Annotated in this window: 15 protein-coding genes; 7 read left to right on the forward strand and 8 right to left on the reverse strand. The window is 58.6% G+C overall.

Annotated features, from left to right (window positions below; all coding sequences use genetic code 11):
• Window positions 1-112 precede the first annotated feature (112 nt).
• The 7 genes from FHT76_RS31400 to FHT76_RS41480 all read right to left on the reverse strand — a co-directional run bounded on the left by FHT76_RS31400 (window position 113) and on the right by FHT76_RS41480 (window position 7,379).
• On the reverse strand, window positions 113-1,036 hold the full coding sequence (locus FHT76_RS31400) for a transcriptional regulator (protein ID WP_183757350.1): 924 nt from the start codon (window positions 1,034-1,036) through the stop codon (window positions 113-115).
• Window positions 1,037-1,190: 154 nt separating this feature from the next.
• A complete protein-coding gene (locus tag FHT76_RS31405) occupies window positions 1,191-2,015 on the reverse strand; it encodes a carbohydrate ABC transporter permease (RefSeq protein ID WP_183757351.1) in 825 nt (274 codons plus the stop codon).
• Window position 2,016: 1 nt separating this feature from the next.
• Window positions 2,017-2,850, reverse strand: a complete 834-nt coding sequence (locus tag FHT76_RS31410; protein WP_246712756.1) for a carbohydrate ABC transporter permease — start codon at window positions 2,848-2,850, stop codon at window positions 2,017-2,019.
• A gap of 100 nt (window positions 2,851-2,950) precedes the next feature.
• Entirely contained in the window at window positions 2,951-4,219 is a 1,269-nt protein-coding gene (locus FHT76_RS31415) for an ABC transporter substrate-binding protein (protein ID WP_183757353.1), read from the reverse strand.
• Window positions 4,220-4,357: 138 nt separating this feature from the next.
• Entirely contained in the window at window positions 4,358-5,443 is a 1,086-nt protein-coding gene (locus FHT76_RS31420; protein WP_183757354.1) for an ABC transporter ATP-binding protein, read from the reverse strand.
• Between the two features lie 62 nt (window positions 5,444-5,505).
• Complete coding sequence (locus FHT76_RS31425; protein WP_183757355.1) at window positions 5,506-7,026, reverse strand: alpha-N-arabinofuranosidase; 1,521 nt, start codon at window positions 7,024-7,026, stop codon at window positions 5,506-5,508.
• Window positions 7,027-7,241: 215 nt separating this feature from the next.
• Entirely contained in the window at window positions 7,242-7,379 is a 138-nt protein-coding gene (locus FHT76_RS41480) for a universal stress protein (protein WP_405049523.1), read from the reverse strand.
• Window positions 7,380-7,598: 219 nt separating this feature from the next.
• On the opposite strand from FHT76_RS41480, the gene FHT76_RS31430 reads away from it, so the two are divergent.
• Together FHT76_RS31430 and FHT76_RS31435 are read left to right on the forward strand one after the other, a co-directional pair.
• Window positions 7,599-8,264: a GntR family transcriptional regulator gene (locus FHT76_RS31430; protein ID WP_183757357.1), complete on the forward strand. Its 666-nt coding sequence runs from the start codon at window positions 7,599-7,601 to the stop codon at window positions 8,262-8,264.
• A gap of 31 nt (window positions 8,265-8,295) precedes the next feature.
• Window positions 8,296-8,970, forward strand: coding sequence for a GntR family transcriptional regulator (locus FHT76_RS31435; RefSeq protein ID WP_183757358.1), 675 nt, complete (start codon window positions 8,296-8,298; stop codon window positions 8,968-8,970).
• 12 nt (window positions 8,971-8,982) lie between these two features.
• Here FHT76_RS31435 and FHT76_RS31440 read toward each other — a convergent pair whose 3' ends face one another.
• Window positions 8,983-10,869 carry a bifunctional sugar phosphate isomerase/epimerase/4-hydroxyphenylpyruvate dioxygenase family protein gene (locus tag FHT76_RS31440; protein WP_183757359.1) on the reverse strand — a complete coding sequence of 629 codons (1,887 nt, stop codon included), beginning with the start codon at window positions 10,867-10,869 and terminating at the stop codon, window positions 8,983-8,985.
• A 233-nt stretch (window positions 10,870-11,102) separates the two neighbouring features.
• Between FHT76_RS31440 and FHT76_RS31445 the strand changes: the two genes are divergently transcribed.
• From FHT76_RS31445 to FHT76_RS31465, 5 genes are all read left to right on the forward strand, one after another.
• Window positions 11,103-11,933, forward strand: coding sequence for a transporter substrate-binding domain-containing protein (locus FHT76_RS31445; RefSeq protein WP_183757360.1), 831 nt, complete (start codon window positions 11,103-11,105; stop codon window positions 11,931-11,933).
• Window positions 11,934-12,032: 99 nt separating this feature from the next.
• Window positions 12,033-12,476: a type II 3-dehydroquinate dehydratase gene (gene aroQ, locus FHT76_RS31450; RefSeq protein ID WP_183757361.1), complete on the forward strand. Its 444-nt coding sequence runs from the start codon at window positions 12,033-12,035 to the stop codon at window positions 12,474-12,476.
• 7 nt (window positions 12,477-12,483) lie between these two features.
• The gene (locus FHT76_RS31455) at window positions 12,484-13,152 is read left to right on the forward strand and encodes an amino acid ABC transporter permease (RefSeq protein WP_183757362.1); all 669 of its coding nucleotides are present in this window, start codon (window positions 12,484-12,486) and stop codon (window positions 13,150-13,152) included.
• Window positions 13,153-13,162: 10 nt separating this feature from the next.
• Window positions 13,163-13,807: an amino acid ABC transporter permease gene (locus FHT76_RS31460; protein ID WP_183757363.1), complete on the forward strand. Its 645-nt coding sequence runs from the start codon at window positions 13,163-13,165 to the stop codon at window positions 13,805-13,807.
• A gap of 56 nt (window positions 13,808-13,863) precedes the next feature.
• The gene (locus tag FHT76_RS31465) at window positions 13,864-14,592 is read left to right on the forward strand and encodes an amino acid ABC transporter ATP-binding protein (protein WP_183757404.1); all 729 of its coding nucleotides are present in this window, start codon (window positions 13,864-13,866) and stop codon (window positions 14,590-14,592) included.

The following is a 14,592-nucleotide window of genomic DNA, read 5'->3' on the forward strand; positions in this document are numbered from 1 at the left end:
CGGTTTCTGATGCACCGTCGATGACCACAGGCTTCAGGCCCTTCAGGCTTGCGACCGAGGCGGCATCCGGCAGTCGCCAGCATTGCGACTTCTTCAGGCCCCTCGCCGCGGCCTAGAAAAACAGGCTCATAACCAGATCCTGATCGAAATCGCCGAATCCCTTGCCAAACAGGTTCATTCCGCCAGGATTGTCGGCCTTGTCGTCGATGCCGATGCGGAAACGGATGGAGTGATGATCGGCGATGCCAAGCGAAGAGATCGTCTGCGTCGAGACCATGGCGCCGTCGATCCAGGTGCCGGTGTCGTCGATCGTCCAGGTCTTCAGCTTGCCGTATTGCGAGCCGCTGAGCTTCCACCAGGCTGGAGAATAGAGGCCGCGCCGGTCGCCATAATCGCCTGGAGACGTCCAGTGACCAGCCTTGATGCCGTTGATCCAGATCGAGATGTCGGAGGGCCAGTTGGCGTTGGTGGCCGGCGTCTCCGAGCTGAGTTCCGCGGAGAACTCGACCTTGCGGATTCTCCTGCCGGAGACCTTGGCATTGTTGGGAAACTTGTACTCCACATAGCCGCGGGTAAACCACAACAGGGCAGCCTGCATGCGCTGCGGATCGAGAAAGACCTCCTGCACGTCAAGCATGCCGATGACATTGTTGACAGAGCAGAGGCCGCAGGGCGCTCCCACCTCGAACTCGGTGAAGAGACCGATCGGCATGCTGACGGTCACGACATCTTCGGACGCCTTTGTGCCACCGCTGTCGAAGCGGATGAGGATCTCGTCATAGATGCTGGAACAGATCTTCTGGTTACCCTTCGTCGCCTTCATCGTGTGGGTCTGGATGAGACCGGCAAGTTCCAGCGCCTTGAGGTTGGTTGCTGCCGTCGATTGCGGCAGCCCCATGCGGCCGGCAATGTCATTCACGTTCAAGGGCCCCAACTGGCGGAGCAGATTGAGTATTTCTATGCGCGTCGCGGAACCGAGGGCCTGGACGACTTCGACGTCCTTGATGGGATCGACGGTGAGAAGTTTCGTCTCCATGCGCAGCTACTGGTTCTTTCTTGTTAGATCGTTGCTGATATCACGGCAGCCTGTCTGGTGTCGCGGCTTTTTCTGGACGTTTCCGCCGCTGCCCAGGCCCTGAAAGGCCGGCGGGCAACGAAGCCCGGGAACGGATGGCGAAGGTTTATCCTCGTCATCCCTTGATTCCGGAAGACAGCATCAGCGCCTGCGTCACCCGCTTCTGGAAGAGCAGATAGGCGACAGCAACCGGCATTGCGGCGAGGATTGCCACTGCCATGTCACGCGCATATTTGACGCCGAAAGCATCTCTCGTCTGGGTAATGCCGACGGTGATTGTCATCATCTCATCGGAGTTCGTGACCAGGAATGGCCAGAGAAACGCGTTCCAGGCCATGATGTAGGTGATGATCGCAAGCGCTGTGGTGATACCCCAGTTCAAGGGCAGATAGAGCTTGAAGAGGATCTGGAACTCACCACAACCATCAAGCTTGGCAGCCTCCCGCAACTCCTTCGGAACGGAATCAAAGAATTGTTTGTAGACGATGACGACGACCGGAACGATGAGCTGTGGCAGGATGATCCCGCCCCAGGTATTGATGAGGTTGAGCTTATGCATCAGTACGAACTGCGAGATAACGAGCGCCTGCGAAGGCACCATGAAGCTCGCGAGGATGATGCCGTAGAGCAGCTTTCGTCCGGGGAAGACGATCTGCGACAGCGCGTAGGCGCACATGACGCTGATCACGATCACCACGACGGTGACAGTGATCGAGGTGACGATGGAATTCAGGTACCAGGTCGAAAGCTTCGTTTCGAACAGCGCATAGTAGTAGGCCGAAAAATTGAAGACGTCGGGAATGAACGTCGTTTTCGACACGACCTCCTGTTCGGGTTTCATCGAGGTCACAATTGCCCAGTAGATGGGGAATGCCCACATGCAGGCGATGCAGAAGGTGAGGACGAGCAGCAGCAGGTTGCCGATGTTTTTGCCGGGCATTTTAGCGCTCCCTTACCCGCAACAGCTGATATTGTAGCACCGAGACGATGACGATGATCATGAAGAGCAGAACCGCAACGGCGGAGCCGACGCCGCCATGGTTCGTGCGAAACGCCTCGCGATAGACGAGTTGCAACAGGACGTAGGTCGAATTGAACGGGCCGCCTTCGGTGAGCAGGTAGACCTGATCGAAAATCTTCAGCTGAAGGATCAGTTGCAGCGTCAGGACGAGCGCGGTGACCGGCCAGATAAGAGGCCAGGTGATGCGCCGGAAACATTGCCAGCGCGTCGCGCCGTCGAGCATCGCAGCCTCATAGTAGTCATGGGGAATGTTCCGCAACCCGGCAATGAAGAGCAGCAGGTTGAAGCCGTTGGTCCACCAGACGGTCACCAGCGCCACCATGGGCATCGCCCAAAGCGGATCGCGAAACACGCTGATGCGTTTGCCGGTGACGAATTCGATGACGAACTGCGCAACGCCGAACTGCTGATCAAGCACCCATTTCCAGATCTGGGTCACGACCGAGACGGGCAGGATGTAAGGTATGAAAAACAGAACCAGGATCAGGCTCTGCAGCCAGCCCTTCAGACGCACGACCATCAATGCCAGACCGAGGCCGATCAGCGTATTCGGAACCACAGTCAGCACGACGAAATAGCCGGTATTCCAGAACGACGTGAAGAAGAGCTTCTGATGGAAGAGCTTCACGTAGTTGTCGAAACCCACCCATTTGCCGTCGCCGATAAGAGGTGCGTCGGTGAAGCTCAAGGCAAACATCTTGAAGACGGGGTAGGCAAATACGACCATGTAGGCGATCAGGAACGGCGCGATCATGACGATGGCGGTCAGCGTCTTGCGCCGTTTTTCACTGGTAACCACGAACATCTCCCTCAGAGCGGTGCTGGCCGGAGGTTTCGCTCCGGCCAGGCTCGTCTTACATCTGGCTCTTCAGCTCGTCGCGCATCTGCTCGATCGCGTCTGCCGGGTCGAGCTGGCCGTTGAGCGCAGGAACCACGAAGTTCTGGGTTGCCTCGTAGATCGGGCCGGCGACCCCGGCGAGCTTGGAAACCGGATCAAACGTGGCCGTGTTTGCAAGCTTTGCATAGGTCGCATTCGGCTGCATTTCCTTGAATTCCTTGGTGTCGGTCACCGGCTTGTAGGCCGGGATATGACCGGCGGAAGCCCAGGAGATGCTGTGCTCGTTCATCCAGTTGATAATCTCGAGCACGATCTTCACCTTCTCCGGAGAGATCGGCTTGGAGTCACTGTTCGGGATCGCGAAAGAGTGCGAGTCCGCCCAGGTCGCCTGCGTGCCCATCAGGTTCGGGATTTCGATGGCACCCCACTCGAAGCCAAGATTGCCGTTCTTGGCAAGGTCAGTCATCGTCGGCACTTCCCAGACGCCGTTGATGTGCATCGCAGCTTTGCCCGAGGTGAACAGCGCGATCGACGCTTCATAGGAGATCAGCTTCGGCGCGTAACCGGTGGATACCCAGTTCGCCATGGTTTGCAGCGCTTTCACGCCTGCGTCGCCTGGCAGGATTTCATCGCCGTCGATGAACTTGGCGCCCTGTTGGGAGAGCAGCGTGTAAAAGACGCGCCACATGGAGCCGCCTTCATCCGTGTGCAAGGACAGCGGATACTCGACCTTGCCGGTTGCCTTAATCTTTTCCAGGGCCGCATTGAAATTCTCAAGGCCATCGAGGCCCTTCGGCAGGCCATCATCGCCGAGCAGGCCCGCTTCCTTCAGGATCGTCTTGTTGTAGTAGAGAACGATGGAATGAACGTCGAAGGGAATTCCGTAGACCTTGTTGTCGAATGTCGCCTGTTTCCAAGCAGCATCGACATAGTTTTCCTTCTTGATACCTGCACCAGCGAGCTCTTCTTCCGAGATCGGACGCAGGATGCCGGTCGGCACGGCCAGCGGGTAGCGCGACATGTGATAGGTCATGATGTCGGGCTGTTGGCCGACGGCGGCCGAAGTCTGGACCTTGGTGTAGAAGGGCACGCCCCATTCGAGCGTGGTCGCGTTGATCTTGATATCCGGATGGGTATCGTTGAACTCCTTGATGAGCGCCTTCATACGAACGCCGTCGCCGCCGCTCAGGAAGTCCCACCAGGTAATGTCGGTTTGCGCGAATGCGGCTGCTGAGGGCAGCAAGGCGATCGCCGCGGAAACGGCGAGTTTCAGTAGCTTCTTCATCGGTTCCTCCTCGATAAAAGTGTGGTTTACTCATCACCCCAAGGCATCGGGGTACCCCTCACCGCCGGCCTCCTCCAAGGTCGGCAATGTTCTTCTTCAGTCAGGTCCGACGTGTCCCGCCCGGCTGGGCTGCGGCCGTCAGCTGAGCCGTCCGCCCTCGGTGTCGAAGGCCAACATTTCGGGCACTCTCAGAGAGAGACTGATCTTCTCCTTCGGCTGTGGACGGCCATCACGACATTCGACGGTCATTTCCGTACCGTTTCCCGTCAGAACATGCAGATATCCGGTGCCGCCGAGTTCCTCGATGAATTCAGCGGTGACCGGCACTGTCACAGCGCCTTGTCTGGCGCCGAGTTCGATATGCTCTGGCCGCACGCCGACATAGACCTGTGTACCGACGGCGACCGCCGTGCGGGCCGGCAGATCGAAAGCCTGACCCGGTGCATCCTCGAGTGCGACCCGCAGGGCGTTGCCGTTTGCCGCGAGGGCCCTGCCCTTCAGGAAATTCATGCCGGGCGAGCCGATGAAGCCGGCGACGAACATGTTGGCCGGGTTCCGGTAAAGCTCCAGCGGCGCACCGATCTGCTGCACGAGGCCGGCTTTCAGCACGATGATCTTGTCGGCAAGTGTCATTGCCTCCACCTGATCGTGGGTGACATAGACCATCGTGGCGCCGATCTGCCGGTGCAGACGGGCGATCTCCATACGCATCCTGACGCGCAGCTCGGCATCGAGGTTGGATAGCGGTTCGTCGAACAGGAAGACGCGCGGTTCGCGTACGATTGCCCGACCAATCGCGACGCGCTGGCGCTGGCCGCCTGACAGCTGACTAGGCTTGTGGTTGAGATATTCGCCGAGCCGCAGGATTTCGGCAGCCGCCTTAACCTTGCGCTCGATCTCTGCCTTCGGGCGCCGACCGATCGTCAGGCTGAAGGCCATGTTTTCGTAAACGGAGAGGTGCGGATAGAGCGCGTAAGACTGAAAGACCATCGCCACTCCGCGCTTGGAGGCCTCTCGATGGGTCACGTCCTCGCCCTCGATGGCGATCTTGCCGCCGCTCGTCTCTTCCAGCCCGGCAATCATCCTGAGCAGGGTCGACTTGCCACAGCCCGAGGGACCGACGAAGACGGCGAATTCCCCCTGCTCTATCTCGATGTCGACGCCATGAATGACCTTAAGCGCGCCGAAAGATTTGCTGACATTCGTCAACCGGATACCAGACATTGATCCTCCCGATCCTCGTCATGATCGGGACGGCCTATCCGAGCCGCCCCGAACCGGCCCTTCTAGGCCGAGGCGACGGACAGCAGCACGAAGTGGTACGACTTCGGCGGCAGTGAGCCCGAGAGCGTGCCCGTATCGGTGACGGAAAGGCTTGAACCCGCCTTCGGCACGATGCGTGTCTGATCTTCAACCGAATTGCGCGCTTTCAGATCATCGCCAACCATCGTGCGATGCTGGAGGATCGTGGCACCCTTGAAGCCTTGCAGGTCGACACTGAGGTCCATGACTTCGTCGAGGCTGCGATTGATCGCAAAGAGCGCAATCGTCTTGCCGTCGTCCTGCAGGACGGCCGACAGGTCGAGATAGGGTACGTCCTGGGCCACGTCGCAGTCATAGGTCGGACCAGAAGCGGAAACCGTCAGCGCCGTGCCGCGCCCGTATTTCGATGCGTACTGCAGCGGATAGTAGATCGACTGCCGCCAAGCCGGGCCGCCAGCCTTGGTAAGGATCGGTGCGATCACGTTGACGAGCTGTGCCATGCAAGCGATCTTGACGCGATCGGAGCGACGGATGAAGACGTTGATCAAGGAAGCGACGAAGATTGCGTCTTCCAGATTGTAGAGCTCTTCGAGAAGCGGCGGAGCTTCCGGCCAATCCCAATTCTTGTAGCGCTGATCGTCTTCCTTACGGTCATGGTACCAGACATTCCACTCGTCGAAGCAGATCTTTACGTCACGCTTCGAGCGCTTCTTCGCCTTGATATAGTCGATGACGCCGCCGATGGTGACGATGTAGCGATCGAGATCGATCGCCTTGGCGTAGTAGTTCAGCGTATCATTTTCCTCATTGCCGAAATACTTGTGCAGCGAGATGTAGTCGACACTGTCATAGCTCGCATCGAGGACGGTTGCTTCCCATTCGGGATAGGTCTTCATCTTGTCGTTGGACGAGCCGCAGACCACTGTTTCGAGGGTCTTGTCAAAATATTTGAAAGCCTTGCTGACTTCGTTGGCAAGATGTCCGTATTCGGCCGCGGTCTTGTGGCCGACCTGCCAGGGGCCGTCGATCTCGTTGCCGAGGCACCAGATGCGCACATTGTGCGGGTCCTTGTAGCCGTGCTTGACGCGCAGGTCGCTCCAGTAGGTGCCGCTGGGATGGTTGCAATATTCGAGGAAGTTGCGGGCGTCGTTCAGGCCGCGGGAGCCGAGGTTCATCGCCAGCATCATTTCGGTATTTGCCAGCTTCGACCAGTCGGCAAACTCGTTGACGCCCATCTGGTTCGTCTCGCGGGTCCGCCAGGCAAGATCAAGACGCGTCGGGCGCTGGTCGCGCGGACCGATACCGTCTTCCCAGTGATAAGCCGAAACGAAATTGCCGCCGGGATAGCGTACGATCGGCATATCCAGATCGCGGACCATATCAAGAACGTCGGTACGGAAGCCATTCGAATCCGCTTTTTCGTGGCCCGGCTCGTAAATTCCGGTGTAAACGGCCCGTCCCATATGTTCGAGAAATGAACCGTAGACCCTCTTGTCTACGGTCGAGATCGTGAATTCCCTGTTCAGGGTTGCCTTTGCGCGCATCGGTGTTCCTCGTTTATTGAATTCGATTTTTTGGCACGCTAATCTGTATGATTTTTTATTTCAAGATATTTGTTTTATATCGAAATATCAGATTTAAATGGAGGTGTAAGCGCCTGGGGCGGCAAGGCAGCGGGACAATGCGCGCCTGATCCCGGTCGAAGGTTGCTGAATGGAAAGGGCTACGCCCAGACTGTCGGGAATGCCCGAGGTGGCTTCTATGTGGCCGGGCGCTGCTTGATGATGAGGACCGGGACCTCAGACAGGTTGACCGCCTTTGAGGCCTGGCTTCCGATAATCAATCTGTTGACGAAACCGCGGCTGTGCGAGCCCATGACGATAAGATCTGCGTCAATCGCCTACGCAGTCTCAAGAATGCCTTCATAGGCATTGATGTATTCCACAGTTTCGGTTCGTGCGCCGGTTCCGGCTATCGCTGCCGCCTTCCTCAGAACCGCCTCACACTGATCGACGTTGGCGCGGCGTAGGTGTCGGAAATCGCTCGTAATCACCGATTGAACGCGTGCAGCATCCTCGTTATACGTATGACAAAATGCAAAATATCGGAGATCATTTTGCTGCAGAAAGTTTTGGGCGAAACCGTCGCGGAGAGCAGCTATCGGCAGATCAAGGCCGATATCATCTTTGGGAGACTGTCACCTGGGCAAAAGCTGAAGCTCGAAAATCTGAAAGCAGCCTATGATACGAGCGTCAGCACGCTCCGGGAGATTCTGAACCGTCTGACATCGGAAGGGCTTGTCATCGCCGAGGGTCAGCGCGGATTCGAAGTCGCGCCTGTTTCGGAGGCAGATCTGCGGGAAATCGCTGCGCTGCGGCTGCTGCTGGAAGAACATGCGCTCGATCAATCCTTCGCACAGGGCGGTGTCGAATGGGAGGCCGCATTGATGGCGGCTCACTACAAGCTCGCCCGCATGGAAGGAGTGATGGCCTCCGGCGACACCAGCAAGACTGAAGACTGGAAGCGCTACGATTGGGAATTCCACCAGGCTTTGATCTCGGCCTGCGGATCGCGTCTCCTCATGGAAACGCATTCCGCCGTCTTCGACAAATACCTGCGCTATCAGATGGTGGCCTTGTCATACCGCGGAAACGTCGCAGAAGCTGAGCATCGGCAACTTCTGGAAGCGGCACTGGCCCGCGACAGCGCGACCGCGAAGAAAATCCTTGAGCGCCACATCCTCGGCGGGGTCGAGCACGCCCTTGCCCAGCAGCGACTATGACGCGTGACATCTAGGCATATCAGGAAACACCATGCTCAAGCCTGTAACCGAACCCTCTGAGACGGTCAGCGATGTCGTCCTGCGCCAGATCCGCGAGGACATCATTTCCGGCAGGCTCGTGCCGGGTGCAAAGATCAAGCTCGAACAGGCAAAGGAGCGCTATTCGATCAGCGTCTCTTCCTTGCGCGAAATCCTGAGCCGTCTAACGACCGAAAACCTGGTGCTTGCAGAAGGACAGCGCGGCTTTGAGGTCAGCCCCGCCTCCCGCAAGGAGCTGGAGGAACTTGCGGACCTTCGCATTGTCCTCGAGACGCATGCGATCGCTCTCTCCTTCGCTGCCGGAAACCTCGAATGGGAGGGAAGGATCGTTGCCGCGCACCATAAACTCGCGGCGGCCGAGAAGACGCTGCTCTGCGGGGATGTCTCACGCACGATCGATTGGGTTCGTTACGACTGGGAGTTCCATCAGGCGATTGTCTCGGCCTGCAATTCGACCACGCTGATGACTATTCTTTCTTCCGTCTTCGACCGTTTTCTGCGTTATCACATGCTGGCCCGCAGTTTTCGCGGGCAGCCGGTCGTCGATGATCACAAGCTTCTTTTCAAGCTCGCATTGAAGCGTGATGTCGAAGGCGCGCAAGCCGTGGTCCGGCAGCATATCCAGAGTGGTGTTGACCACGTGCTGAAAAGCGGTCGGCTTCCTTAGGCCGCCGCAAGGTCAGATCGCATCCCTCGGCACGCCCTCGGGCCGCATCTGCTTCTTCAAAGCAGCAATGCGGAAGATGGCGTTGGGCGCACCATAGCCGCGATAGCCGCGGCGTTCGACGATTTCGAAAAAGAAGCCTTCGCCGTAGGTCCCGCTGTAGAGCTGGAAATACTCGCCGTGCTCGTCGCGATCATAGAGAATGTTCTCCACTTTCAACCGCTCGCTGAGCTGTGGATCAAGGCCGAAGCGCGCCTCGACGTCATCATAGTAGTTTGGCGAGATGTGAAGCGCCTTGAAGCCTCTTTCGCGCAGCGATTTCGCTGTCGCGAAGATGTCGTCTGTCGAAAATGCCAGATGCTGGATGCCGGATCCGAATTTCTCTGCGATGAAGTGGCCGGCAAGCGTGCGACGATTTTCCGCGCCGTTCATGGTGATGCGGAGCGAGCCCGTGTCGTTCTCGACGACCTGACTGCGCACCACCCCGCCAGGGTCGATGATGTCGACCATCGGCGTCTTTTTTGTTTCGAAGATCGCAGTGTAGAACAACAGCCACGTCAGCATCTCGTCATAGGCCACGGTCTGCGCAATATGATCAACCCGCCGCAGACCCGCATCGCCGGCGTCCTTACCATCGACCGCTTCGAAGTCGATCCTGGAAAATTGCCCGAGCGGACTCTTGTCGTCGATCAGGTAGATCAACGCGCCGCCGACGCCGCGAATGGCTGGAATTTCGAGCTCGCCGTCGGCAACGGCCTGACGGAACGGTTCGGCATCAAGGGCAATCGCGCGCCGGTAGGCCGCGGCGGCATCATCGACGACGAGTGCCATCGCGTAGGCAAAGGTTCCGTGAACAGCGTAAGCAGCATTGGCAAAACCAACCGGCTCGACGTTGACCAGAATGCGGATGTCGCCCTGCTGATACAGACTGACCTTCTTGGAGCGGTGAACCGCCGCCTTGCGAAAGCCGAGTGCCCTGATCAGACCATCGAGCTCGACGGCCTCCTCCTCATCGGTGGCAAATTCGACGAAGCCGACGCCCTGTGCGGACGCTCTCGGGGGCATGTCGATGCCGATCCTGGCACTTGTGCTGCGGCTGACCTGGTCACCGAGATAGATCAGCGACCGGTGGCCGTCTGCGGCAATCTCGCGGGTGGAACCGCCGCGGAACTGGTCGTTGAAGATCTCAAGCGAGAAATAGCCATCGTAGCCTGTCGAGGCGACAGCCTCGGTAAACGCGGCGACTGGAAGATCACCCTCGCCCGGCATGTTGCGGAAGTGGCGGCTCCAGTAGAGGAGATCCATATCGATCAGCGGAGCATCGGCGAGCTGGACGATGAAGATCCTCTCCGGCGGAATGGAACGGATTGAATTGACATCGATTTTTCGTGACAGCGAGTGGAAGCTGTCGAGGATGAGCCCGACGTTCGGGTGGTTTGCCCGCCGCACGATCTCCCAGGCATCCCGGTGGTCGTTGATAAAGCGTCCCCAGGCGAGCGCCTCGTATCCGACCCTCAAGCCCCTTTTCGCAGCGCGCTCGCCGAGCTCATGAAAATCGGCGGCTGCGCGGTCGATGCCGCCAAGCGCCGCGGATGAAACGTTGGAGCACACAAGCACAAGGTCGGTTCCGAGCTCCTGCATGACATCGAATTTGCGCTCGGCCCGGTCGAAGGTACGGCCGCGCAGGGGTTCCGGCATGCCTTCGAAGTCACGGAACGGCTGGAAAAGCGTGACCTCCAGACCGAGATCCCTTGCCATCCTCCCGACTTCGGCGGGCCTGCCGTCGAAGGCCAGAAAGTCGTTCTCGAATATCTCCACACCGTCGAAACCTGCTTTCGCAATTGCTTCCAGCTTTTCCGGCAATTCGCCACTGATGCTCACCGTGGCAATCGAGGTCTTCATGATCAGAACCCTTTCGTACTCAGCTGACAGGATGCCCCCATCCTCCCAAATTGACCGCAAGGCATTATGCCGAATGTCGTGACGATTTCAATTCAATTGGCAAACAATGAATCATCATAGATTTTCAGAAAAATATGTTGATTTAGGACAAGCTGTCTGACAAGGATTAGGACATACGGTCAGGGAGAGTGACTGTCGCGGTCGCAAACGGCCGCCCAACGGAGGAGGAATCCATGCTGAAATCAATGCTAACGCGGCGAAACGCGATGCTTTGCGCTGCCGCTCTGATAGCCGCAGCCGGGCTGGCAAGGCCGGCCGCCGCCATTACCCCGGACGAAATCAAGGCCCGGGGAAAAATCATCGTCGGCATCCAGGGCGACAACCCGCCGTGGGGCTTCGTCACGAGCGGCGGCAAGCAGGATGGCCTCGACGCGGATATCGCAACTCTTTATGCCAAGGAGCTCGGCGTCGAGGTCGAGTTCGTGCCGCTGGAGGTCAATAACCGCATACCGGCGCTGACGACGGGTCGCGTCGACGTGCTGTTTGCAACCATGGCGATGCTGCCGGACCGCGCCAAGGCCGTTCAGTTCTCCAAGCCGTACGTCGCCAATGCGATCGTGCTGATTGCCCCGAAATCCATGCCGATCAAGACAAATGACGACATGGCGAACCTGACGATCGGCGTCGCGAAAGGTGCGGCACAGGATACCCAGGTGACCAAGAATGCGCCGCAAACGGCAACGATCCGCCGCTTCGATGGCGACGCTCCGAGCGTCCAGGCTCTTGTCTCCGGCCAGGTCCAGGCTCTCGGCGGCAACATCTTCTACATGGACCGCGTCGAGAAGGCCCGCCCAGGCGAATTCGAAAACAAGCTCGAATTCCAGAAGCTCTACAATGGTGCCTGCACGCGGCTGGGGGAAAAGGAAATCAACGCTTCGATCAACGCCTTCATCGACAAGATCAAGGCCAACGGCGAACTGAAGACCATCTACGACAAGTGGATGAAAGTTCCCGTACCGGAATTTCCGGAGAAGCTCGAGGGCATCCCCTTCGCCGCCAACTGACCGGCCGACCTGTTCCAGCGAATAGGAGCGACGGGCATCACGATGCCCGTCGACGTTGCCGCTATACCTGAGAAGCCGTGCGTTTCGAGGAGCGCGACCATGACCAAGACCATCTTTGTGCTCAACGGGCCGAACCTTAATCTCCTTGGCCAGCGCGAGCCGACCATTTACGGCACCACGACGCTCGCCGACATCAAGGAAAGATGCATTGTCCGGGCACGGGGCCTAGGCTTTATGGTCGAATTCCGGCAGACCAATTTCGAGGGGGAACTGGTCGAAAGCGTGCATCAGGCGCGGAACGAGGCGTGCGGCATCATCATCAATCCCGCTGCCTATACCTTCACATCGATCGCCCTGCTTGACGCGCTGAAGACCTTCGATGCGCCGAAGATCGAACTGCATATATCGAATGTGCATGCCCGCGAGAGCATCTACCACAATTCACTGATCTCGCGCGTCGCGACCGCAATCATGATTGGTTTCGGCGCCCGTGGTTACGAACTGGCGATCGAGGCGATGGCCGAAATGGCAGGGCGGAGCTGAGCGCGGCATGAACTACCAACTTGATTTCACGCCAGTCATCGATGGGCTTGCGAGCCTGCTACTTGGCTGTCTCGGCACCTTCCTGCTGGCGATCTGCGGCATGCTGCTTGCGATCATCATCGGCGTTGGCGGCGTAGCCCTGCGCGACTCGCCTCTGAAGCCCGTCCGCTGGGTGGTGATCGGTTTCGTCGAACTGATCCGCAATACGCCGTTCCTGGTGCAGATTTTCTTTCTCTATTTCGCCCTGCCGCTTGCCGGCATCCGGCTCGACCCGACGCCGACGGCGATCATCGCCCTCGGCATCAACGGGGGCGCTTATGCGATCGAAATCATCCGTGGCGGCGTCCAATCCATCCCCAAGGGCCAGATGGAAGCCGGGTTGGCGCTTGGCCTGCATAAGCTGCAGGTGTTTCGGCTGGTCATCCTGAAGCCTGCGTTGCGGGCGATCTACCCGTCGTTGACCAGCCAGTTTGTGCTGCTGACGCTGTCTACCAGCATTGCTTCGGCAATTTCTGCTTACGAGTTGACCTCGGTGTCCCAGCGCATCGAATCCGAAAGTTTCCGGAGCTTCGAAGTCTATTTCACCGTGACGATCTTCTACCTCGTCATTTCCTGGCTGATGATGCGTTTGTTCTCGCTCCTGTCGGCCCGCTACTTCAGCTATCCGGTCAAATAGGAGACGAACGATGGGCACGGACGAATTCGTCTTTCTCCTGATCGGCCTCAAGTGGACCGTTCTTCTGTCAGCAGTGGGCTTCGTGTGCGGCGGCATTGCAGGGCTTGGCGTAGCATTGGCGCGCACCTCGCAATGGCCGCTGTTGGAGCGCGTGACGGCGGGCTATATTGGCATTTTTCAGGGCACGCCGCTGCTCATGCAGCTCTTCGTCGTCTATTACGGGCTTGCCCTGATCGGCCTGAAGCTCGACGCCTGGCTCGCGGTCGCGATCGGTTTGACGCTGCATGCCAGCGCCTATCTTGGCGAGATCTGGCGTGGCTCGATCGATGCCGTGCCTCGCGGCCAGACGGAGGCGGCAAAAGCGCTCAGCCTCAAATACATCTCGCGCATGAAGGATGTGATCCTGCCGCAGGCAATCCGCATCTCCCTGCCCGCGACGGTTGGCTTCCTCGTGCAGTTGATCAAGGGAACGTCATTGGCTTCCATTGTCGGCTTCACCGAACTGACCCGGGCCGGCAACATCATCTCCAACCAGATCTTCCAGCCGCTGACGGTCTTTGGGATCGTTGGTGCGCTCTACTTCCTGATGTGCTGCCCGCTGACGATCCTCGGCGCACGGCTCGAACGCCGCTTCGCCGCCTCTGGTGCCCGCTGAACGCCGTTGATGAGAACGAGACCATGAGCAACATGTCGACATCTGCCGCCGAGACCATGATCACCATGACCCACGTGGAGAAATGGTATGGCGCGTTTCAAGCGCTGCACGACATCAACATGTCCGTGCAAAAAGGCGAGAAGATCGTTCTCTGCGGACCTTCCGGCAGCGGTAAGTCGACGCTCATCCGCTGCATCAATCACCTGGAGAGCTACGAGAAGGGCGAGATCCGCGTCGGCGGCATCCTGATGGGAAACCAGGCCAAGGCGATCGACGCCATCCGCCGTGAAGTCGGCATGGTTTTCCAGCAGTTCAATCTCTTTCCGCACCTGACGGTCCTCGAGAACTGCATGCTGGCGCCGATGCGGTCACTCGGGCTGCGAAAGCCGGAGGCCGAAGAGCGTGCCCGCGCACTTCTGAACAGGGTCAAGATTCTGGAACAGGCCAGCAAATACCCCATCCAGCTTTCCGGTGGCCAGCAGCAGCGCGTGGCCATCGCTCGAGCGCTATGCATGCGACCGAAGGTGATGCTCTTCGACGAGCCGACGTCGGCTCTCGATCCCGAGATGGTCAAGGAGGTCCTCGACACCATGATCAGCCTCGCCGACGAAGGCATGACGATGATCTGCGTGACGCACGAGATGGGCTTTGCCCGCCAAGTCGCCGACCGGGTGATCTTCATGGCGAGCGGCGCGATCGTTGAGGAAGCCCAACCCGCGGACTTCTTCACCAATCCGCGCCACGACCGCACGCGCAAGTTCCTCGGCGAAATCCTTCGAAACTGA

Source organism: Rhizobium sp. BK176, from assembly GCF_024808055.1.